15 protein-coding genes are annotated in these 20,841 nt (G+C 66.4%); 7 read left to right on the top strand and 8 right to left on the bottom strand.

Features of this window, described 5'->3' with window-relative positions:
* Window positions 1-75 precede the first annotated feature (75 nt).
* From rodA to ACMDW7_RS00690, 5 genes are all read right to left on the bottom strand, one after another.
* A complete protein-coding gene (gene rodA / locus ACMDW7_RS00710) occupies window positions 76-1,230 on the bottom strand; it encodes a rod shape-determining protein RodA (RefSeq protein ID WP_377304955.1) in 1,155 nt (384 codons plus the stop codon).
* Window positions 1,227-3,374 carry a penicillin-binding protein 2 gene (mrdA, locus tag ACMDW7_RS00705; protein WP_377304953.1) on the bottom strand — a complete coding sequence of 716 codons (2,148 nt, stop codon included), beginning with the start codon at window positions 3,372-3,374 and terminating at the stop codon, window positions 1,227-1,229. The genes rodA and mrdA overlap by 4 nt, the downstream gene beginning before the upstream one ends.
* 39 nt (window positions 3,375-3,413) lie before the next feature.
* Window positions 3,414-3,947, bottom strand: a complete 534-nt coding sequence (mreD, locus tag ACMDW7_RS00700) for a rod shape-determining protein MreD (protein WP_377304951.1) — start codon at window positions 3,945-3,947, stop codon at window positions 3,414-3,416.
* A complete protein-coding gene (gene mreC, locus ACMDW7_RS00695) occupies window positions 3,944-4,900 on the bottom strand; it encodes a rod shape-determining protein MreC (protein ID WP_377304949.1) in 957 nt (318 codons plus the stop codon). Before mreC ends, mreD begins: the two co-directional genes overlap by 4 nt.
* Window positions 4,901-5,060: 160 nt before the next feature.
* Window positions 5,061-6,104, bottom strand: a complete 1,044-nt coding sequence (locus ACMDW7_RS00690) for a rod shape-determining protein (protein ID WP_054124409.1) — start codon at window positions 6,102-6,104, stop codon at window positions 5,061-5,063.
* 348 nt (window positions 6,105-6,452) lie between these two features.
* Between ACMDW7_RS00690 and gatC the strand changes: the two genes are divergently transcribed.
* From gatC to ACMDW7_RS00655, 7 genes are all read left to right on the top strand, one after another.
* Window positions 6,453-6,770, top strand: a complete 318-nt coding sequence (gene gatC, locus ACMDW7_RS00685; RefSeq protein ID WP_377304947.1) for an Asp-tRNA(Asn)/Glu-tRNA(Gln) amidotransferase subunit GatC — start codon at window positions 6,453-6,455, stop codon at window positions 6,768-6,770.
* On the top strand, window positions 6,767-8,227 hold the full coding sequence (gene gatA / locus ACMDW7_RS00680) for an Asp-tRNA(Asn)/Glu-tRNA(Gln) amidotransferase subunit GatA (protein WP_377304945.1): 1,461 nt from the start codon (window positions 6,767-6,769) through the stop codon (window positions 8,225-8,227). The genes gatC and gatA overlap by 4 nt, the downstream gene beginning before the upstream one ends.
* Window positions 8,208-8,762: a hypothetical protein gene (locus ACMDW7_RS00675; protein ID WP_377304943.1), complete on the top strand. Its 555-nt coding sequence runs from the start codon at window positions 8,208-8,210 to the stop codon at window positions 8,760-8,762. The genes gatA and ACMDW7_RS00675 overlap by 20 nt, the downstream gene beginning before the upstream one ends.
* 57 nt (window positions 8,763-8,819) lie before the next feature.
* Window positions 8,820-10,277: an Asp-tRNA(Asn)/Glu-tRNA(Gln) amidotransferase subunit GatB gene (gene gatB / locus ACMDW7_RS00670; protein ID WP_377304942.1), complete on the top strand. Its 1,458-nt coding sequence runs from the start codon at window positions 8,820-8,822 to the stop codon at window positions 10,275-10,277.
* A 540-nt stretch (window positions 10,278-10,817) separates the two neighbouring features.
* Window positions 10,818-12,110, top strand: coding sequence for an efflux RND transporter periplasmic adaptor subunit (locus tag ACMDW7_RS00665; protein WP_377304940.1), 1,293 nt, complete (start codon window positions 10,818-10,820; stop codon window positions 12,108-12,110).
* 12 nt (window positions 12,111-12,122) lie between these two features.
* Window positions 12,123-15,413: an efflux RND transporter permease subunit gene (locus tag ACMDW7_RS00660; RefSeq protein WP_377304938.1), complete on the top strand. Its 3,291-nt coding sequence runs from the start codon at window positions 12,123-12,125 to the stop codon at window positions 15,411-15,413.
* Window positions 15,410-16,828, top strand: coding sequence for an efflux transporter outer membrane subunit (locus ACMDW7_RS00655; protein WP_377304936.1), 1,419 nt, complete (start codon window positions 15,410-15,412; stop codon window positions 16,826-16,828). Before ACMDW7_RS00660 ends, ACMDW7_RS00655 begins: the two co-directional genes overlap by 4 nt.
* Window positions 16,829-16,849: 21 nt before the next feature.
* Here ACMDW7_RS00655 and ACMDW7_RS00650 read toward each other — a convergent pair whose 3' ends face one another.
* From ACMDW7_RS00650 to ACMDW7_RS00640, 3 genes are all read right to left on the bottom strand, one after another.
* A complete protein-coding gene (locus ACMDW7_RS00650) occupies window positions 16,850-18,082 on the bottom strand; it encodes a multidrug effflux MFS transporter (RefSeq protein WP_377304935.1) in 1,233 nt (410 codons plus the stop codon).
* Window positions 18,083-18,193: 111 nt separating this feature from the next.
* A complete protein-coding gene (locus tag ACMDW7_RS00645) occupies window positions 18,194-20,002 on the bottom strand; it encodes a hybrid sensor histidine kinase/response regulator (RefSeq protein WP_377304933.1) in 1,809 nt (602 codons plus the stop codon).
* Window positions 19,999-20,625 carry a response regulator gene (locus ACMDW7_RS00640; protein WP_377304931.1) on the bottom strand — a complete coding sequence of 209 codons (627 nt, stop codon included), beginning with the start codon at window positions 20,623-20,625 and terminating at the stop codon, window positions 19,999-20,001. The genes ACMDW7_RS00645 and ACMDW7_RS00640 overlap by 4 nt, the downstream gene beginning before the upstream one ends.
* Between the last annotated feature and the right edge of the window lie 216 nt (window positions 20,626-20,841).

Here is a 20,841-nt window from a genome sequence, read left to right as displayed (position 1 = left end):
TGCGCACACCACGCGCGCAAGCCACCCTAGTTGACCTCAAGCGCGCCCAGGCGGCCAGCCCGCCGCACAAGAAGGCTATCGCTGCACGAGCCCCTTCTGCCGTGCGATGCTCATCAGAATGCCGCAAGCCACACCCAGCGTGAGCAGCGCCGTGCCGCCGTAGCTAAGGAAAGGCAGGGGCACCCCCACGACAGGCAGAATGCCGCCGACCATGCCCATGTTCACGAACGCATAGACAAAGAAGATCATGCTCATCGCCCCGGCCAGCAGACGCATGAAGGCGGTTGGGGCCGCCGCAGCGATCGACAGCCCGCGAAAGATCAGCGCGATGTAGCAGGCGATCAGAAGCAGCACGCCGATCAGGCCGAACTCCTCCGAGTACACCGCGAGGATGAAGTCAGACGTGCGCTCCGGAATGAACTCCAGGTGGGTTTGCGTACCCTGCATGTAGCCCTTGCCGATGATGCCGCCCGAGCCGATGGCGATCATCGCCTGAATGGTATGGAAACCCTTGCCCAACGGGTCATTGAAGGGGTCGAGCAGGGTGCATACCCGGTTCTTCTGGTATTCGTGCAGGATGCGCCAGTCGAGGTCCGGGGCACAGAGCTTGTCTTCCATCACCACGATGGTCACCAGCCCGATCACGGCCGCCACCGTGAGGGGAATGATGATGCGCCAGGGAAAGCCCGCGAAAAAGAGCACGAACAAGCCGCTCGATAGAATGAGCAGACCCGTGCCTAGATCCGGCTGCTTGAGAATCAGCGCGAAGGGAATCAGCAGAATGATGCCGGCGACGATGAAGTCCTTGAACTTGAGCATCGACTCATATTTGTTGAAGTACCAGGCCATCATCAAGGGCAAGGCGATCTTCATGAGCTCGCTGGGCTGGATCACGGTCACGCCAACGTTCAGCCAGCGCTGCGCGCCCTTGCGGATGATGCCGAAGGCCTCCACGCCAATCAGCAAAACCACCCCCACCACATAGAGCGGCACAGCCACGCGCAACAGGATCTGGGGGCTGATGTTCGCCATCACGAACATGACGCCCAGCATGATCATGTAGTTTCGGAAGTGGTCCACGAAGCGCCCGGGAAAGTCGAAGGCTGCGGACCACATCACCAGCAACCCTGCACAAGACAGCAGGAACAGGATCAGCAGCATCGGCAGATCGAACACGGCTAGGTGCGGCTTGATGCGCTGCCAGAGTGGCGGGCCTGCGAGCGTGGTCATGCCGGTCTCCGGGTGCGGGGGCTGCGCTGGCGGGGTGCTGGCGCGGTGGCGGACTGGCGCAGCGGTGCGGCTGGCGGGGTCTTGCCGTCGGTGGGGGGCGGCGCAGGTGCAGGAAGCTTGTCTCCGGGTTGCGGCACGCCCTCTGGGACTGCGGGTGGCAGAGTGCGCGGCAATTCCGTCGGGCGATCAGGGTTGTCTTCGGGGATCTTCTGCTCGAAAGGGTTGGACTCCCGGCCTTCAAACAGTTCGGAATCCACGTTCACGGTCTGCATGTAGGCGTCAGGTTTCTCGCCCTCGGGCAACTTGCCCAGCAAGTAATAGTCGAAGACCTTGCGCGCAATCGGTGCAGCACTCGCGGCACCGAAGCCGCCGTTCTCCACGATCACCGCCAGGGCGATCTTCGGGTCCTCGGCCGGGGCAAAGGCGATATACAGAGAGTGATCGCGCAGGCGCTCAGCCACCCGGCTGGCCACATACTTTTCGCCCTGCTTGATGGTGAAGAGCTGCACCGTACCGGTCTTGCCGGCGGCGTTGTATTGCGCGCCGGCAAAGACGCGCGCGCCGGTGCCGCTTTCATTCACGGCCAGCATGCCGCGCTTCACCAGCTCGATGTTCTCGGGCTTGACCGGGATGCGATAACTCTCCTTGGGTACCGTGGGCGTACGCTGGCCGGTCTTGGGATCTTCAACCGCCTTGACGAGATGCGGCTTCATGACGACGCCGCCGTTGGCCAGCGTGGCCGTGGCATGGGCCAGCTGGAGGATTGTGAAGGTGTTGTAGCCCTGACCGATGCCCAGCGAGATGGTCTCGCCGGGGATCCAGCGCTTCTGCTCGGGCTTGCGGAAGGCGCGCTGCTTCCAGTCCTTCGAAGGCAGGATGCCGCGGCGCTCACCCTGCAGATCGATGCCGGTGAGCTGACCGAAGCCCCAGGGCTTCATGAAGTCATGGATGGCATCCACACCCATGTCATTGGCGAGGATGTAGTAGTAGACATCGCTGGACACCGCGATCGACTTCACCAGATCCACCGCGCCCCAGCCACCGGGCTTGCTGTCGCGGAACATGTGGTTGCCGAACATGTAGAAGCCGGGATCGGAGTACAGCTTCTCCGGCGTGCGATATCCGCCTTCCAGCGCCGCAAGGGCCATGAAGGGCTTGTAGGTGGACCCCGGTGGATACAAGCCGGTGAGCGGCCGATTGATCAGGGGCTTGTCGATATTCTCGTTCAGCTCCTTCCACGTATCAGCATCGATGCCCTCGACGAACAGGTTGGGGTCGAAGGTCGGCTTGGAGACGAAGGCCAGCACGTCGCCAGTCTTGGGTTCGATGGCCACGAGGGCGCCGCGCCGATCGCCGAACCAGCCTTCGATGCGCTGCTGCAGGCTGATGTCGACCGACAGGATCAGGTTTTTGCCCGGCGTACCGGCGCTGCGTGCCAGCGTGCGGACCGCGCGGCCGGCGGCGGTCACTTCAACTTCCTCGCTGCCTGGCGTGCCCACCAGCTCTCGCTCGTAGAAGCGCTCCAGGCCTTCCTTACCAATATGCTCAATGCCGCGGTAGGCCTCGTCGAGATCTTCCTGTTCCAGCCGCTCGGCATCCTTCTGGCTGATTCGGCCGATGTAGCCGATCACATGGCTTGCCGTCTCGCCCAGCGGGTACTGGCGGAACAGCCGCGCCTGCAGCTCCACGCCGGGGAAGCGGAAGCGATTGGTGACAAAGCGTGCTACCTCCTCGTCCGTGAGACGCGTACGGATGGGTAGCGACTCAAAGCGCTTGGAATCCTCGCGCAGCTTCTTGAAGCGGCGCCGGTCGCGCGGCGTGATCTCCACGACCTCGGCCAGGGCGTCGATGGTGGCTTCCACATCCTTGACCTTGGCCGGTGTGATCTCCAGTGTGTAGCCTGAGTAGTTGCGCGCCAGCACAACGCCCTTGCGGTCAACGATCAGCCCGCGGTTGGGCGGAATAGGCAGCACGCTGATCCGGTTGCGCTCGGCATCCGTGGAGAAGCGGTCGTGCTGGATCACCTGCAGCCAGACATAGCGCGCCAGTACCAAGCCGAACAGCGTGAGCACGAAGCCTGCTGCCACCAGGAGGCGCAGGCGGAACTCGCGCAGCTCGCGTTCGGCGTTGCGGATCTCAGTCATTCGATGACCACGGTGTTGAATGACCTCGCTTGGACATCGCTAGATCGGCCGGGTTTCGTCCTTGTCGATCGCCCGGCGCTGCGGCGCCAGCAGCAGCGCGGTGGCGATCGGCCAGAGCAGCGCCTGGGAGAGCGACTCAAGGAAGTACAGCACGCCAGGGAAGGGGTCGCCTACGGCCATGCGAACCAGCAGGCTCACGAGCTGCGCCACGAGAAACAGCGGCAGCATGTGCAGAGCCTGCGTACCCACCGTGAACCACAGGACGCGCCTGTGCAGGCTGATTGCACCGTAGGACAGCAGCGCGTAAGCCAGGGCGTGCTGCCCGAGCACGGCAGCCTCGTGTACATCCATGGCGATGCCCAGCAGGAAGGCCACACCGATGCCCACGCGTCGCGGGTGGTGAATGTTCCAGAACACCAGCACCAGTGCGACGAAATCCGGCACAGCCACCCAACGCCCCCAGGGCAGCAGGTTGAGCAGGAAGGCCAGGGCGAGCGTGATCGCAATGAACCAGGGCTGCACGGGCAGCAGGATGCGCGTGGGCCGGGTCGGGGACTGGCGCGGCGTGATCATTGCGTGGCTCCACTCTTGGACTCTTCGCTTCGGCCGGGCCCGGCGGGTGCGAGCTTGCGGCCAGCCTTGGTCGGAACCTCTGCCTCAACGGGCGGCGGGGGCGGCGGCAGGCCATTCTTGTGCTGCAGCACCATCAAGAAGCGGTGCCGGTACACGCCTGCCAGCGGCGTGCAGAGAATGCGTGCAAAGCCGGTGACGCCAGTGCGATCCACGCGCACCACCTTGGCCACGGGCAGCCCTGGGGGATAGGTGCCGTCCAGACCGGAGGTCAGCAGCACGTCGTTCTCCTGTACGTCGGCGTTTCCGGGCAGGAAGCGGATCTCCAGCGACGCGGTGTCACGCCCGCCTGCCGACCCGAACACGATCGCTCTCAGGCCGTTGCGAGCAACTTGCACCGGGATGGCTTGCTCCTTGTCGGTGATCAGAGTCACCTCGCTTGTCATCGGGAAGACGCGCGTGATCTGGCCAACCACACCTACGTCGTCCAGCACGGGCATGCCGATGGTCATGCCGTGCGCCGAGCCACGATCCAGCACCAGCCGGTGCACAAACGGGTCCCGAGCTTCATACAGCACCTCGGCAATCACGCCGCCGGGGCGCTGGGTTTCGCGCAGGCCGATCAGGTGGCGCAGCTGCTCGACCTCAGCCTGCAGCTGTTGCACGCGCTCGGCGCTCGCGGTCTGCTGGATCGACTGCTTCTTGAGCGCGCGATTCTCTTCAAGCAGGCGCTGCTGGTCACTCAGGTAGCCCCAGCCGCCACGAGTCAGTTCCCGCGGCAGAAGCATGACCTGCTGCACCGGGTACAGCGCCGTGGCCGTGGCCCAGCGCGCCCACTTCAGCAGACCGAAGCGGTAGTCCATGACGATGAGCGAGAGTGCAAACACCGCGAAGAACAGCAGCCGCGCATTGGCCGATGGGCCTTGCTTGAAGAACGGCGGCGGAGTGTGTTGCATGTCGGGCGCAGATGCGCTTTGGGGTGCAGGGCTCTGGACTGGATCGGCACGCTAGCCCGGCTGGGGGAGCACGAGGGGGCCAGCCCAAACCCCTAGTACGTTCTGGTCTTGACCTGTCAATCAGCGGCGCGAAGCGCCAGATCGAACTACGCCAAGACCCCTACTCATTTGCAAAGATCGACCCCAGCTTGTCAATTCGCTCCAGGGCCACGCCGCAGCCGCGCACCACGCAGGTCAAGGGGTCTTCGGCCACCACCACAGGCAGGCCGGTTTCCTCCACCAGCAGGCGATCCAGATCGCGCAGCAGGGCGCCGCCGCCGGTGAGCATGATGCCCTTCTCGGTGATGTCGGCACCCAGCTCGGGCGGGGTCTGCTCCAGCGCGTTTTTCACGGCCGAGACGATCTGGTTGAGCGGGTCGGTCAGGGCTTCGAGGATCTCGTTGGACGAGACCGTGAAGCTGCGCGGGATGCCTTCGGAGAGGTTGCGGCCCTTGACCTCGATTTCCTTGACCTCGCTGCCCGGGAAGGCGCTGCCGATCGTCTTCTTGACCATTTCGGCGGTGGGTTCGCCGATCAGCATGCCGTAGTTGCGGCGGATGTAGTTGATGATCGCTTCGTCGAACTTGTCACCGCCGGTGCGCACGCTGCCTTTGTAGACCATGCCGCCCAGCGAGATCACGGCCACCTCGGTCGTGCCGCCGCCGATGTCCACCACCATGCTGCCGGTGGCTTCCGAGACCGGCAGGCCGGCGCCGATGGCCGCGGCCATCGGCTCCTCAATCAGATACACCTGACTCGCGCCGGCACCCAGGGCTGCTTCCTTGATGGCGCGGCGCTCGACCTGAGTCGAACCGCAGGGCACACAAATGATGATGCGCGGATTGGGCGCGAACAGACTGCCCGGGTGCACCATCTTGATGAACTGCTTGATCATCTGTTCGGTGACCGTGAAGTTGGCGATCACGCCGTCCTTCATCGGGCGGATGGCCTCGATGTTGCCGGGCACCTTGCCCAGCATCTGCTTGGCCTCGTGGCCCACAGCCTGTATGACCTGCTTGGAGTGCGGGCCGCCTTCCTGGCGGATGGCCACCACGGAGGGCTCATTCAGGACGATGCCCTTGCCCTTGACGTAGATGAGCGTGTTGGCGGTACCGAGGTCGATGGCGATGTCGGTGGACAGGTAGCTGCGGAAGAATCCGAACATTCGGTGATCTCTGATCGTGTGTGGGTGGCGGCCCAGTCGGCCGCGACGGCTGCAAACCCGCAAGTCTGGCGCAGCGCGTCGAAAAGGGGTGTGTTCAATGGCAAAACCGCCCGGCGCACCAAGGCTCGCGGGCGGTCTTTCAACCAGAGCGCGATGTTAACCTAGCGAACCCCGACAAACCTGCGCCAAATCAGGCATTTACGTCTGTCTTGCGGGCTTTGGAGGCGGGGCTCGACCGACCGCCCGCAGCCGCTTTTCGCGGCGCACGGGGTCCCCGGCGGCACGCGGCCGCCCAAACACTTGTTTACAACCCCGGCCCCAGAGGCGGCTCGGGGACCAAGGCCCACGATGCAACTCTCCGACGCCGACATCCAGCGCATTGCCCGCCTGGCCCGGCTGGGCGTTTCGCCCGCCGAACTGGACGCCACCCGCGACAAGCTCAACGCCATCCTCCAGCTGATCGACGAGATGCAGGCCGAGGACACCGAGGGCGTCGCCCCGCTGGCGCACCCCACCGCCTTCGAGGGCGCGATTGCCCTGCGCCTGCGCGAAGACGCGGTGACCGAGCCGATCGGCGAGGCGGGCGAAGCCGCGCGCGAGGCGTTGATGGCCAACGCCCCCGCCCAGCGTGAGGGCATGTTCCTCGTGCCCAAGGTGATTGAATGAGCGCGCCGACGAACGCACGCACGGTGGCGCAGACCGCCGCCCTGCTGGCCAGCAAGCAGGCCAGCGCCGTGGAGCTGGCGCAGGAGGCTCTGGCCGCCATCGAGGCCAAGCGGCACCTGAATGCCTTTCTGGACGTGCAGCCCGAGCTCACCCTGGCCCAGGCCCGCGCTGCCGACGCTGCCCGTGCCGCCGGGACCGCAGGCCCGCTGACTGGTGTGCCGATCGCGCACAAGGACATCTTCGTCACCCGCGGCTTCAAGAGCACCGCCGGCAGCAGGATGCTGGCGAACTACGTCTCGCCCTTCGATGCCACGGTGGTCGAGCGGCTGGCCGCCGCCGGCATGGTGACCGTGGGCAAGACCAACTGCGACGAGTTCGCGATGGGTTCCTCGGGCGAGAACTCCGCCTTCGGCCCGACCCTGAATCCGCGCGACGAGCGCGCCGTGCCTGGCGGCTCCACCAGCGGCAGCGCGGCGGCCGTGGCGGCCGGCATCGTGCCCGCGGCCACCGGCACGGACACTGGCGGCTCGATCCGCCAACCCGCCAGCTTCTGCGGCATTACCGGCATCAAGCCCACCTACGGCCGGGTGTCCCGCTACGGGATGATCGCCTTTGCCTCCTCGCTGGACCAGGGTGGCCCGATGGCGCAGACCGCCGAGGACTGCGCCCTGCTGCTCAATGCCATGGCCGGCTTCGATGAGCGCGATGCCACCAGTATCAAGCGCCCGGCGGAGGACTTCACCCGCCTGCTCGCGGCACCGGTCGACGGTGCCACAGCAGGCGCTCCACTGGCGGGTCTGCGCATCGGCGTGCCAGCCGAATTCATGGGTGAAGGTGTTGCCCGCGAAGTGCGTGACGCCATTGACGCCGCCATCCGGTGCCTGGAAGGCCTCGGCGCCGCACGCGTGCCGATCGCCCTGCCGCGCACGCGACTGGCGATTCACGCCTATTACGTGATTGCCCCAGCGGAGGCCTCGAGCAACCTCTCCCGCTTTGATGGCGTGCGCTACGGTCACCGCTGCGAGAACCCCAGGGACCTTCAGGACCTCTATGAGCGCAGCCGAGCCGAGGGCTTCGGTGCCGAGGTGAAGCGCCGGATTCTGGTGGGCACCTATGTGCTGTCCGCGGGCTACTACGACGCCTACTACAAGCAGGCCCAGAAGCTGCGCCGCCTGCTCGCGCAGGACTTCCAGAGTGCTTTTGCGCAGTGCGATGTGATCGTTGGCCCCGTGGCGCCGACCACCGCCTGGAACCTGGGCGAGAAGGCTGACGACCCCGTAGCCAACTATCTGGCCGACATCTTCACCCTCGGCGTGTCGTTGGCCGGGCTGCCGGCCATGAGCGTGCCCGCCAGTCTCGGTGCCGACAGCGGCCGGCCCGTGGGCCTGCACATGATCGGCAACTACTTCGACGAAGCGCGGCTGCTGGGAGTGGCTCATGCCTTCCAACGTCCCTGAACGCCGTTCTGCGGGCCGCCGGCTGCGAACGGGCCTGACGCTGTGCTGCATGGTGGCCGTGCTGGCCGGCTGCAGCCTGCTGCGCTCACCCATGCCCCCGGATGTGCCCGGGCCGAGCGCGCAGTCCACACCGCCGCCTGCGCCCGTCACCAAGCCGGGGCCGGTGCCCACGCCGCGCGGCGGCATCACCCTGGATGGCCAATGCAGCCAGAAGGAAGACGACGGCTTTCGTGAGCAGGCCACTTTGCAGGTGCGGGGTGGCGAAGTTCAGGCACTGGATTGGAAGCTCTGGGTCGGCAACAAAGGCAGTTGCAGCTTCAGTCTGGCGCAGTTCCGCCAGACCAAGACGCGCCCGTCGATCGAGCTGCAGCCCGTAGACGGCGGTGCATGCAAGCTGATGATCTGGTCGGACCCGCGCCGCATCACGCTGGCGCACGCCAACTGCCAGCGCTACTGCACGGGCAATGTCTACGACCGCGCCTGGCCGGTCATGTTCGACCCCAAGAGCGGCGCTTGCGCCAAGAACGATCGCTAGGCCCGCACGCCTTTCAGCGCGCACCGGCCCGCACCACGCATCCACACGAGACACACCATGACCTGGGAAGTTGTGATCGGCATCGAGACGCACGTACAGCTCTCGACCACCTCGAAGATCTTCAGCGGATCGTCCACGCAGTTCGGCGCTGCGCCCAATACTCAGGCCAATGCGGTGGACATGGCCCTGCCCGGCGTGCTGCCGGTGATGAACAGGGGCGCCGTGCAACGCGCGATCCAGTTCGGCCTCGCTGTCGGCGGGCAGGTGGCTGCCGTGAGCCAGTTCGAACGCAAGAACTACTTCTACCCGGACCTGCCGAAGGCCTACCAGATCAGCCAGTACGAGGTGCCGGTGGTCTCGGGCGGCGGCATCATCATCCTGCTGGAGGACGGCAGCGAGAAAACCATTCGCCTCACGCGCGCACACCTGGAAGAAGACGCCGGCAAGAGCGTGCATGAAGGCATGGGCGCCTTTTCAGGCATCGACCTGAACCGTGCCGGCACACCGCTGCTCGAGATCGTCAGTGAACCCGACATCGCCAATGCCAAGGAGGCTGTGGCGTATGCCAAGGCTTTGCATGGGCTGGTGGTGTGGTTGGGCATCTGCGACGGCAACATGCAGGAAGGCAGTTTCCGCTGCGACGCCAACGTCAGCGTGCGCCGCCCCGGTACGCCGCTGGGCACGCGTCGCGAGATCAAGAACCTGAACAGTTTCCGCTTTCTGGAAGAAGCCATCAACTACGAGGTGCGCGAACAGATCCGCATCATCGAAGACGGCGGCAAGATCCAGCAGGCCACCGTGCTCTTCGACCCCGACCGCGGCGAAACCCGCGTCATGCGCACCAAGGAAGACGCGCACGACTACCGCTACTTCCCTGACCCCGACCTGCCGCCGCTGACGATCGACGCAGACTGGATCGAACGCACGCGTGCGGCGATGCCCGAGCTGCCGGCTCAGCTCAAGGCGCGGTACCAGACGGAGTACGGGTTGCCCGCGTATGACGCGGCGCTGATGACCCAGAGCCGCGGCGCTGCGCGGTATTTCGAGGTCGTGCGCGAACGTTCGGGCCAACCAAAGCTTGCCGCGAACTGGATCATGGGCGAAGTCAGCCGTCGCCTGAATGCGGAAGACCGCAGCTTTGATGACGCCCAACTGCCCGTCGACCCGTCCGTCCTGGGCTCACTGATCAGACGCATCACCGACGGCACCCTGTCGAATTCCGGTGCCAAGCAGGTCTTTGAAGATCTCTGGGTGTCGGGGCCGCGCACCGAAGGCGACGCTCAAACGCTGGTCGATGAGGCGATCGACCGCCTCGGCCTCCGTCAGATGTCCGACACCGGCGCCATCGAAGCGATCCTTGACGAGGTCCTGGCTGCCAACCAAAAGTCTGTCGATGAATTCCGCGCTGGCAAGGACAAGGCCTTCAATGCGCTGGTCGGCCAGGCCATGAAGGCAACCAAGGGCAAAGCGAATCCCGCGCTGGTCAACGAGCTGCTGAAGAAGAAGCTCGGCTAGGCACCGCGAGCAGCCGCCTGGCGCCCCGCCGCAAGCGGGCAGGCTGCTGGCAAGGCAATCCGCGCACTGGTCATCAGGCTGCTGACACGCGCACCCGCCCACACCACCGCGCGAGCTGCCTGCGGCGGCACATGACGCAGAGTCGCTACATCAAGTCCCTACAGGCCGTACGGGCTTCCATCAGGCACGCGCGCCCCCGCAGCCACCCTGCCCCCGAGCAAGCCTGGCCGAAATCAATGCAAACGCGCCGAGCATTTGCGTCGACCCCGCACAGGGAGCGCGATGGGGCAGATGCTCTGTTCTCGTTGATTTCCGGCCGATTCCGAGCGTTTTTAACCGGGAGCTAACTGCACCGGAGAACGCAGAGCTCCTGACACAGCGTCGTCAGCAGGCCGCAGCAATTGGGTTGTGCAGTGCCGCAGAGCACGCTACAACGCGATCACTTGCGCGTATTCCCTTAAGCAGCACCACTAATAAAGACGCCACATGGCTGTCGGGTGCGCAAGCTCCCTGCCCACCTCCTCGATCGGATTCCTCATCATGCAAGCTGCTCACTTGCAGTCCGGTGGTTCTTCTGCCGCCGGCCGTTTCGTCTTCTCCAGTGTTTTGGCGCTCAGCCTGCTGGCCGGTTGTGGCCAGGGCGGTGGCGGTCAGGGTGGCCCCAACGGCCCGCCGTCGGTGTCGGTCGCGCCCGTCACGCAGCGCACCGTGCAGGAATTCGACGAATTCACCGCGCGCCTTGAGGCGACAGAATCCGTCGAGGTGCGCTCCCGGGTCGCCGGCACGCTGCAGCAGGTCCACTTCCGCGAGGGCCAGCGGGTCGGCAAGGGCGATGTTCTCTACACCATTGATCCACGACCCTTTGCGGCCGAAGTCGCACGTGCGGAAGCACAGCTCGCGACTGCAAGGACACAGTTCGAACTCTCGCGCAGCGAACTGGCACGTGCCGAGAAGCTGGTCAGCCTGAATGCCATCAGCGCCCAGGAGATCGACCAGCTCAAGGCCAGTGTGCGCAGCAATGAGGCCGGCATCGCGGCAGCCAATGCGGCACTCGTTAGTGCGCGGCTCAACCTCGAGTACTCGCGCATCACGGCACCGATTTCCGGACGGATCTCGCGCACCAGTGTGACCGCCGGCAACCTGGTCGGCGTGAGCGAGCCAGTGCTCACGACCATCGTCTCCCAGGACAAGGTCTATGCCTGGTTCGATGCCAGCGAAGCGACGTACCTGAAGTACGCCCGCGCCAGCCGCGAGGGCTCGCGTGCATCCTCGCGCGACGCCGCCAACCCCGTGTTCATGGGTCTGTCCAACGAGGAGGGCTACCCGCACAAGGGCGCCATGGACTTCGTCGACAACCGCCTGAATCCCGCCACCGGGTCGATCCGCGGGCGGGCGGTGTTTGACAACAAGGAGGGTCTGTTCACACCCGGCCTGTTCGCACGCATCAAGCTCGTCGGCAGCGGCAGCTACACCGCCACGCTGGTGCCCGAATCGGCCATCAGCACCGACCAGACCCGCAAGGTCGTGATGGTGGTGGGCGCCAACAACATCGTGGCGCCGCGCGAAGTGAAGCCGGGCGTGCTGATCGACGGCATGCGCGTGGTCACGGGCGTGAAGGCTGGCGAAACCATCATCGTGGACGGCCTGCAACGCGCCTTCCCCGGCGCACCGGTCACCCCGCAGGTGCTGAAGGTGGATGACAAGGGCATGCCGATCTTCCCGCCGCCGCAGCACGGCGGCCCTCCCGGTGCAGGCGCCGGCGACGGCAAGGACGCCAAGAAGGACGAGAAGAAAGACGAGAAGCAGACCGCACCGGCCGGCGAGAAGAAGTAAGGCGGCCGCACCATGGACATCTCACGCTTTTTCATCGACCGGCCGCGCTTTGCCGCGGTGCTGTCGATCTTCATCTTCCTGATCGGCTCGCTGGCGATCTTCCGTCTGCCGGTGTCCGAGTATCCCGAAGTGGCACCGCCCAACATCGTGGTGCGCGCGCAGTTTCCGGGCGCCAACCCGCGCGTGATCGCCGAGACCGTCGCTGCGCCGCTCGAGGAGCAGATCAACGGCCTGGAAAACCTGCTGTATTTCTCCAGCCAGGCCACCTCCGACGGCGGCATGACCCTGACGGCAACCTTCAAGATCGGCACCAACCCCGAGGCTGCCGAAACCGCGGTGCAGAACCGCATCAACCGCGCGCTGCCCCGCCTGCCCGAGATCGTCCGGCAGATCGGGGTGACGACCGAGAAGGCCTCGCCCAACCTGACCATGGTGGTCCATCTGGTCAGCCCGGACAACTCGCGTGATGCGCTCTATCTGCGCAACTACGGCACGCTGCAGGTCCGTGACGAGCTGCTGCGCATCCCGGGCATGGGCAGCGTGCTGAGCTTCGGCGCGGGCGATTACGCCATGCGCGTCTGGCTCGATCCGGCCAAACTGGCGGCGCGCAACCTCACCGCGGCCGACGTGGTGGGCGCCATCCGCGAACAGAATGCGCAGGTGGCCGCCGGTGTGGTGGGTGCTCCGCCGGCGCCAAACGGCACCGACTTCCAGCTCGCGATCAACACGCAGGGGCGGCTGGCCACCGAAGAAGAGTTCGCCAACATCATCATCCGCACCGACACCTCGACCGGTGCCCTGGTCAAGCTCAAGGACGTGGGTCGGGTGGAGATGAGCGCCAACACCTATGCGCTGCGCAGCCTGCTGAACAACAAGGAGGCGGCGGCCATTGCGGTGTTCCAGGCACCGGGCAGCAATGCGCTGGCGATCTCGGACAACGTGCGCGCCACCATGGAGCGCCTGAAGCCCAACTTCCCGCCCGGGGTGGACTACAGCGTGGTCTATGACCCGACGCGCTTTGTGCAGACCTCGATCGAGAAGGTGGTACAGACCCTGATCGAGGCCGTACTGCTGGTCGTGCTGGTGGTGATCATCTTCCTGCAGACCTGGCGCGCATCGATCATCCCGCTGCTGGCGGTGCCGGTCTCGATCGTCGGCACCTTCGCGGTGCTGCTGCTGCTCGGCTTCTCGATCAACACGCTCACGCTCTTCGGGCTAGTGCTCGCCATCGGCATCGTGGTGGATGACGCGATCGTCGTGGTCGAAAACGTGGAGCGCAACATCGAGAACGGCCTCACCCCGCATGACGCCACCGTGAAGGCCATGCAGGAAGTGAGCGGGCCAATCATCGCGATTGCGCTGGTGCTGTGCGCCGTGTTCGTGCCCCTGACGCTGGTGCCCGGCCTGTCAGGCCAGTTCTACAAGCAGTTCGCCGCAACGATCGCCATCTCCACCGTGATCTCGGCCTTCAACTCGCTCACGCTCTCGCCCGCGCTGTCGGCCATCCTGCTGCGCCCGCACGATGCGCCGAAGGACGCGCTCACGCGCGGCATGGACAAGCTCTTCGGCCGCTTCTTTGCGTGGTTCAACCGCTTCTTCCGCCGGGAGAGCGATCGCTACGGCCGCGGCGTGGTGGGCATCCTGTCGCGCAAGAGTCTGGCGATGATCATCTATGCCGTGCTGATCGGCCTGACGATGCTGCTGTTCACGCGGGTGCCGTCGGGCTTCGTGCCGGCGCCCGACAAGCAGTACCTGATCGGTATTGCGCAGCTGCCGGCGGGCGCCAGCCTGGACCGCACCGAGAAGGTGATCCGCGAGATGAGCGACATTGCGCTCAAGGTGCCGGGCATCGTGGACAGCGTGGCCTTTCCCGGCCTGTCGATTGCGGGCTTCTCGGCCGCACCGAACGAGGGCATCGTGTTCTTCGGCCTCGAGGACTTCGAGAAGCGCAAGACGCCCGACAAGAGCAAGAACGCCATCCTCGGGCAGGTCAATGGCGCCATCCAGCAAATCCAAGGCGCGCGTATGTTTGTGGTGCCACCCCCGCCCGTGGACGGACTGGGCAATGCCGGCGGCTTCAAGATCGAGGTGCAAGACCGCACCGGCCAGGGCGAACAGGCGCTGTATGGCTCGGTCTGGGGCACGCTGGGCCAGATCTACGGCAATCCCAAGAGCGCGATCGGCACGCCCTTCTCGACCTACGACATCAACGTGCCGCAGCTCTTCGCCAACGTGGACCGCACGCGCGCCAAGCAGATGGGCGTGCCCCTGCAGGATATCTACAACACCCTGCAGATCAATCTGGGCTCGCTGTACGTGAATGACTTCACGCGCTTTGGCAAGACCTATCAGGTGATCGTGCAGGCCGATGCGCCCTACCGCGCCACGGCCGAGGACATCACCCAGCTCAAGACCCGCAATGAACGCGGCGAGATGGTGCCCCTGGGTGCGCTCATGCAGGTCGAGCCGACCTTCGGCCCCACACGTGTGACCCGCTACAACGGCTTTCCTTCGGCCGACATCAACGGCGCACCGAACCCGGGCTTCTCCAGCGGGCAGGCCGAGGCCGAGATCGAGCGCCTGCTCAAGGGCCTGCCGCGCGGCATGACCTACGAGTGGACCGACCTGTCCTACCAGGACCGCCTGACGCGCGCCGTGGCCATCCCCGGCACCGACATCAAGATTCCCACGCTGGCGGCGGTGCTGGCGCTGTCGGTGATCCTCGTCATTCTGGTGCTGGCGGCGCAGTACGAAAGCTGGAGCCTGCCACTGGCGATCATCCTGATCGTGCCCATGGGCGTGCTGTCCGCCCTGTTCGGGGTCTGGGTCTCGCACTTCCCACCCTTCATGCAGCCGGGGGACCTGAACATCTTCACTCAGGTGGCGCTGGTGGTGCTGGTGGGTCTGGCCTGCAAGAACGCGATCCTGATCGTCGAGTTCGCCAAGGAGCTGGAGGAGCAGGGCCGCGCACTGTCCGAGGCCATCATCGAGGCCTGCCGACTGCGACTGCGCCCGATCCTGATGACCTCGATCGCCTTCTGTGCGGGCGTGTTGCCGCTGATCTTCGGCTCTGGCGCCGGCAGCGAGATGCGCCGTGCGATGGGCATTGCGGTGTTCTCGGGCATGGTGGGTGTGACACTCTTCGGCATCTTCCTCACCCCCGTGTTCTATGCGCTGCTGCGCAAGAGCACCGAGAAGCGCCGCGCCCATGCCGCCGAAGTCCGTGCCGCCGTGGACGCGGCCGCACATCCCTACCACCCCGGTGCGGATACGCCCGCAGCGAAGAAGGAGGGCGCAGAATGAAACGCACCCTGATGGCTGCGGCCTGCGCCGCTGCGCTCATGAGCGCCTGCTCCACGGCACCGCGCTTCGAGCCCTACAAGCCCACCCTGGCCGAGCAGTTCACCAACCGCGCCGAGGGCATGCGCAGCGACGCGCCCGCCGCGCAGTTCTGGCATGGCTTCGACGATGCCGACCTCGACAATCTGGTGGCCCGCGCCCTGCAGGCCAGTGCCGACATCCGCATCGCCACAGCCAACCTGCGCGAAGCCCGCGCACTGGCCGGCTTTGCCGACGCGCAACTGTTTCCCCAAGTGGGTATCTCGGCAGGCGCGGCGCGGGTGCGCAATCGCGACACGAACGGCCAGGCGCAGACCAATGAGGTCTACAGCGCCGGCTTTGATGTGAGCTACGAGCTCGACCTGTTCGGCCGGGTGCGCGACGATCGCCGCGCCGCCGCCGCCACGGTGCGCGCCGGGGAAGCCGGTCTGCGGTCCACCCAGCTGTCCATCGCCGCAGAAGTGGCGCGCAACTACTTCGAGCTGCGCGGTCTGCAGGAGCAGCTTCGCGTCGCCCGCGCGGCTCTCGACACCCAGCGTGCTGCGCTCAAGATCGTGGAAGCGCGCCAGTCGGCAGGACGCGGCACGGCCTTTGACACCGAGCGCGCCCGGGCGTTGGTGGCCAGCACCGAGGCCAGCGTGCCGGCGCTGGATGCCGCGCTGATCCGCACGCGCTACCGCATTGCCGTGCTGACCGGCCAGACGCCGACCGCCCTGGATCTGACCCTGGCCGAGCAGAAGCCGCTGCCTGGCATGCGCGCGCTCGATCTCAAGTCGATCGGCTCGCCCGAAGCCTTGCTCACCCGCCGACCGGACGTGGCCGCCGCATTTGCACAGGCCGAGGCCGCCGCGGCCCGCGTGGGTGTGGCTCGCAGCGCCCTGCTGCCGCGCATCACCCTGGGCGGCACGCTGGGCGTGAACGCCGGCCGCGTGGGTGATCTGGGCGACTCCGCCGCCTTTGCCTACAACCTCAGCGCGCAGATCCTGTGGAGCATTCTGGACTTCGGCCGCGTGAAGGCACAGATCGCGGCTGCAGGTGCGCGCAACGAGGCCGCCATCGTCGGCTACGAACGCACGGTGCTCACGGCGCTGGAGGAAACCGAAGGCGCCTTGGCTGCCTACAGCCGCAGCCAGCAGCAGGCCGACGCGCTCATGCGCGCAGCGGTTGCAGCACAGAAGGCGGCCGACATCGCACGGGCCCGCTTCGAGGTCGGAGTGTCCGACTTCTTCGCCGTGCTGGACGCCGAGCGCGAACTGCTCAGCGCACGCGACCGTCTGGCCCAGTCGCAGACGGCGGCAGCCACCTCGGTGGTGGCCGTCTACAAGGCACTGGGCGGGCCGGTTGTTGCCAAGGACCAGACTGCGTCGATCACCCGGTAGCCACGAGATGCGCGGTGCAGCTCAGGCCAGCTGCACCCGCGCCCGCACCAGCCACCAGGCCACCCAGCCGGTGGCAATCATCAGCGCTGAGGCGGTGGCCAGACCCAGTGGGCTGACCATGGCGATCGGCGCGATGACGCCGGCGGTGATGCCGTTGAGCGCGCCGCCCATGGCGCCCTGCAGGCTGGAGGCCATGCCGCGCCGTGTGGGAAAGGTGTCCAGCACCAGCAGTGTGACTGCGGGCATGGCCATGGCCCAGCCCAGCGCGATCAGGCCTGCCGGCAGCAGCGCCCAGGGCAGGGCCGCCGGGGCCAGCGCGTTGGCGGCCACATTGATGGCCGCCATCGCGCCCATGAGCGCGTAGCCCAGGGCCACCTGCTTGCGTGGCGTGATGCGCCCGGCCAGGCGGCCGGACAGCGCCGCGCCGGCCATGATGCCGCCGATGGTGACGCAGAACAGCCAGAAGAACTGCGTGGGCGCCAGCCCGAGGTGCCTGCCCAGGAAGGTGGGCGAGCTCAGGATGTAGATGAACATGCCGTTGAAGGGCACGGACGATGTGAGCGCCAACAGCAGGAAGCGCGCATCCGCGCCGACCTCGCGATAGCCGTGCATGAGGTTGCGCAGATTGAAGGGCTGGCGGTTGGGCACGGCCAGGGTCTCGGGCAGCTGGCGCCAAATCACGGTCCAGAGCACCGCGCCCACCGCAGTGAGAAAGGCGAAGATCCACGGCCAGCTGGCCACGCTGATGATCGCGCCACCAATCATCGGCGCGATGGCGGGCGCCACGCCGAAGAACAGCGTGACCTTGGCCATCATCTTCTGTGCGGCCACGGGGTCGAACAGGTCCCGGATGATCACCCGCGCCAGCACCATGCCGGCCCCGGCGCTCATGCCCTGCACCGCGCGCAGGGCAATCAGCAGGTTCACCTCGCGCGTGAGCGTGCAGCCCAGCGAGGCGAGCGTGAAGACCGCCAGCCCCCAGAGCACCACCGGCCGGCGCCCGAAGGCATCCGCCAGCGCGCCATGAAACAGCTGCATGAAGGCAAAGCCGAACAGGTAGGCCGATAGCGTCTGCTGCAGCTGCAGCGGGCTGGCTGGCAGGCTCTTCTCCATGGCCTCGAACGCAGGCAGATAGGTGTCGACCGAGAACGGACCGATGGTCGACAGCCCGGCCAGCAGCAGTGCCAGGGTCCAGAGCGGACCTTGCCAGTGAGCGTGCGCGGCAGAAGGCTGGGGAGGAGTCGGGCCAGACATGGCGGCGTGGAGCGCGGCGATGTTCGCAGCGCGAATGCAAAAAGGACAGTCCTTCAGGCTAGCCGCTCGCGCACTGTGGCCGGCCCGGTGCAGGCGCCGATGGGCGCCCGCTCAGGCAAGCAGATGGCTGAGCGTGGCCCGCAGCTGAATCGGCCTGACCGGCTTGCGCAGCAAAGCCAGGCCGGATGCGCGAGCCTGTGCGAGCACATCGGCATCGGACTCACCACTGATGAGCACCGCAGGCAGCTGCCCGTACAGCGCCCGGAGGCGCTCCAGAAGCACGAAGCCCGTCTGGTCCGGGTGATCCACATCCAGATAGACATCCGTGACGAGCAGCTGTGGCGCAAGACCCTGCGCGGCGGCATCCAGGGCCTGCGCAATGCCGGCACAAGCGCGGACCTCGCAGCCCCAATCGGCAAGCAGGGACTGCATGGCCGCCAGGGCGCGCGGATCGTCATCGACCAGCAGGACGCGCAAGCCACGCAGCGCATCAGGCGCCGGCACGGCGGCCTCACCGGATTGCAGCGGCTCAAGCGCACCACGGGGCAAGTGCAGGCTGAATGTGCTGCCTTGACCGGGGCTTGATGTCAGCGTGATCCGGCCGCCAAGGCTGTGTGCGAAGCGGCGCACGGTGGCCAGCCCCAGGCCGAAGCCGGACTGCCCGCCCCGCGCGACGCCGGGTACCTGATAGAAGGCATCAAAGACGCGCGCATGCTCTTCGGGGGCGATGCCGATGCCCGTATCGCGCACGAAGACCCTGATCTCCGCGGCGTCTTGCTGCGCACCCAGTTCAACTTCTCCGCGCGGCGTGTAGCGGATGGCATTGCTCAGCAGGTTGACGAGGATGCGCCGAAGCAGGGCACGATCGGTATTCAGTACAAGCGGCTGCACGCTGCTGAACAGCTGCAGGCGTTTCGCCTGGGCCACCGAACCGTAGATGCCGATCAGTTCGGCGGCGAGGGCCTGAACATCCACGGTGGCGGGGTTCAGGTGGGTCCGGGTTGATTCGGCGCGCGCGAGATCCAGCAGCTCCTCGACGAGCCGGTCCATGTCATCGACGCAATCCGAGATCCGCGCACCCAGTTCGGCGGCTTGTGCGGGCGTGGCCGCACGCAGGCTCTGGGCCATGAGGCCGATGGCGTGCAGCGGTTGGCGCAGGTCGTGGTTGGCGGCCGCGAACAGCCGACCCTGCGCATGCTGAGCCGCCTCCGCACGCTGCTGTGCGCTGCGCGTGGCCTCGTTCTCGATACTTAGGGCTTCGATCAGACGCTGGTTTTCCTCGCGCTGCGCCCGGTTCTCTGCATGGATGCGTGCATAGGCCCAGCCCGCCGCGAGGCCGTAGGTACCTGCGATCAGAACCAGCCCCGCGAGGGCGGCGTGGTGCGCGTCGCCTACCCAGAGGTTGCGCGCTGCAAGCCCCAGAAAGACCGGGAGGATGTAGGCCACGAGTGCGGGATAGAAATGCGCCAGGGTGGGCACCACGCTCAGCGCAATCGTCGCCACCGTCACGTGGAGCAGCGCCTCATTGACGATGTTGCCTGGCTCCACGAGCACGAAGCCCCCAAGCCCCCAGGCGAGGCCCTGCGCAAAGCCCAGCCAGATGACAGTGCGCACCCAGTGACTGGCCATTTCGGTGGATTCGCGCGCTTCGCGCTGGTACTTGAGACATACCGCGACCACCACCAGTCGCACGGCGACGAAGCCCAGCATCCAGGCCGCAATCCAGACCTGCTGGCCGTTCTTCCAGTGCAGCGCCGCCAGGGCCAGGGCCACCAGCGTCACCGTGATGGATGAAGGAATGCCGTTGCGGGCAAGCACCATCAAGCGCCGGGGATCACCCACCGCCATGGCGTGCCGCAGACGAGCTTGCAGACCCGCGCGCGCAGCGGCCGCGCCTGCGCCCTGCACCGACGGATTCACTGCACGGCGCCCGCGGCCTGGGCCTGCACCAGCAGATGCGTGCGATTGCCTGCCTCGAACAACTCAAGCAATGCGGTCACGTGCAGCTTGACCGTGCGTTCCGAGATCGCCAGGCCCTGCGCGATCTGGCGATTGGACTGACCCTGGGCGATCAGTTGCAGCACCTCGCGCTGGCGCAGCGTCATCCGCGTGCCGGGATCGGGTGCAGCCCCTTCGGCCGCCTGCGCGGGCAACGACGGCTGCGCGTCGAACACCGCTTGGCCGGCCTCCACGCGGCGCAGTGCGGCCAGCAGCTCATCGACGGCCAGACGCTTGCTCAAGAACCCGCTCGCGCCGGCGGCCCGCGCCGCCTGCAGCAGCTCGGGCGTGTCCATGCCGGAGATCAGCACCCGCGCCACCCAGGGGAACTGCGTGCCGATCTGGCGCAGCAGGTTCAAGCCGTTGTCGGTCTGCAGCCGGTAGTCGACCAGCACCAGGTCGATGTCTGCGTCCGCGCCAAGACGCTCAAGCGCCTCGGCGGGCGAGGCCACCACGCTGGCGCGGATCGACGCATCGGCCGCCTGCAGTGCATGCACCAGACCGAAACCGAACAGGGGGTGGTCATCAACCAGAAGCACGTTCATCGGGGCGTGGGGTCGGCATGCTTATGGCGCGGCCGACAGTGAAGTTGATGCGCGATTTTCGCTGGCTGCGCAACGGCCATGCTCCGGGCCGCGCCGTCTGACCGTCAAGGGCGTCCGATCTGCAGCCGTGCATCACGCGTTCTGGGTAGCTGCACTGACTCACGGGCCCGGTTCAGGCGGCACAGCCCGGCCGACTCACCCCAAGCAGCGATGTAC

Origin of the sequence: Piscinibacterium candidicorallinum (assembly GCF_047549485.1) — a bacterium.
GTDB lineage: Bacteria > Pseudomonadota > Gammaproteobacteria > Burkholderiales > Burkholderiaceae_C > Piscinibacterium > Piscinibacterium candidicorallinum.
The sequence above is the reverse complement of the archived record's forward strand: the minus strand, read 5'-3'. Positions and strand labels throughout refer to the sequence as shown.

Coding starts and splice junctions, on each gene's coding strand:
- rodA (WP_377304955.1), bottom strand. CDS start 1,230: ATGACCACGCTCGCAGGCCCGCCACTCTGGCAGCGCATCAAGCCGCAC.
- mrdA (WP_377304953.1), bottom strand. CDS start 3,374: ATGACTGAGATCCGCAACGCCGAACGCGAGCTGCGCGAGTTCCGCCTG.
- mreD (WP_377304951.1), bottom strand. CDS start 3,947: ATGATCACGCCGCGCCAGTCCCCGACCCGGCCCACGCGCATCCTGCTG.
- mreC (WP_377304949.1), bottom strand. CDS start 4,900: ATGCAACACACTCCGCCGCCGTTCTTCAAGCAAGGCCCATCGGCCAAT.
- ACMDW7_RS00690 (WP_054124409.1), bottom strand. CDS start 6,104: ATGTTCGGATTCTTCCGCAGCTACCTGTCCACCGACATCGCCATCGAC.
- gatC (WP_377304947.1), top strand. CDS start 6,453: ATGCAACTCTCCGACGCCGACATCCAGCGCATTGCCCGCCTGGCCCGG.
- gatA (WP_377304945.1), top strand. CDS start 6,767: ATGAGCGCGCCGACGAACGCACGCACGGTGGCGCAGACCGCCGCCCTG.
- ACMDW7_RS00675 (WP_377304943.1), top strand. CDS start 8,208: ATGCCTTCCAACGTCCCTGAACGCCGTTCTGCGGGCCGCCGGCTGCGA.
- gatB (WP_377304942.1), top strand. CDS start 8,820: ATGACCTGGGAAGTTGTGATCGGCATCGAGACGCACGTACAGCTCTCG.
- ACMDW7_RS00665 (WP_377304940.1), top strand. CDS start 10,818: ATGCAAGCTGCTCACTTGCAGTCCGGTGGTTCTTCTGCCGCCGGCCGT.
- ACMDW7_RS00660 (WP_377304938.1), top strand. CDS start 12,123: ATGGACATCTCACGCTTTTTCATCGACCGGCCGCGCTTTGCCGCGGTG.
- ACMDW7_RS00655 (WP_377304936.1), top strand. CDS start 15,410: ATGAAACGCACCCTGATGGCTGCGGCCTGCGCCGCTGCGCTCATGAGC.
- ACMDW7_RS00650 (WP_377304935.1), bottom strand. CDS start 18,082: ATGTCTGGCCCGACTCCTCCCCAGCCTTCTGCCGCGCACGCTCACTGG.
- ACMDW7_RS00640 (WP_377304931.1), bottom strand. CDS start 20,625: ATGAACGTGCTTCTGGTTGATGACCACCCCCTGTTCGGTTTCGGTCTG.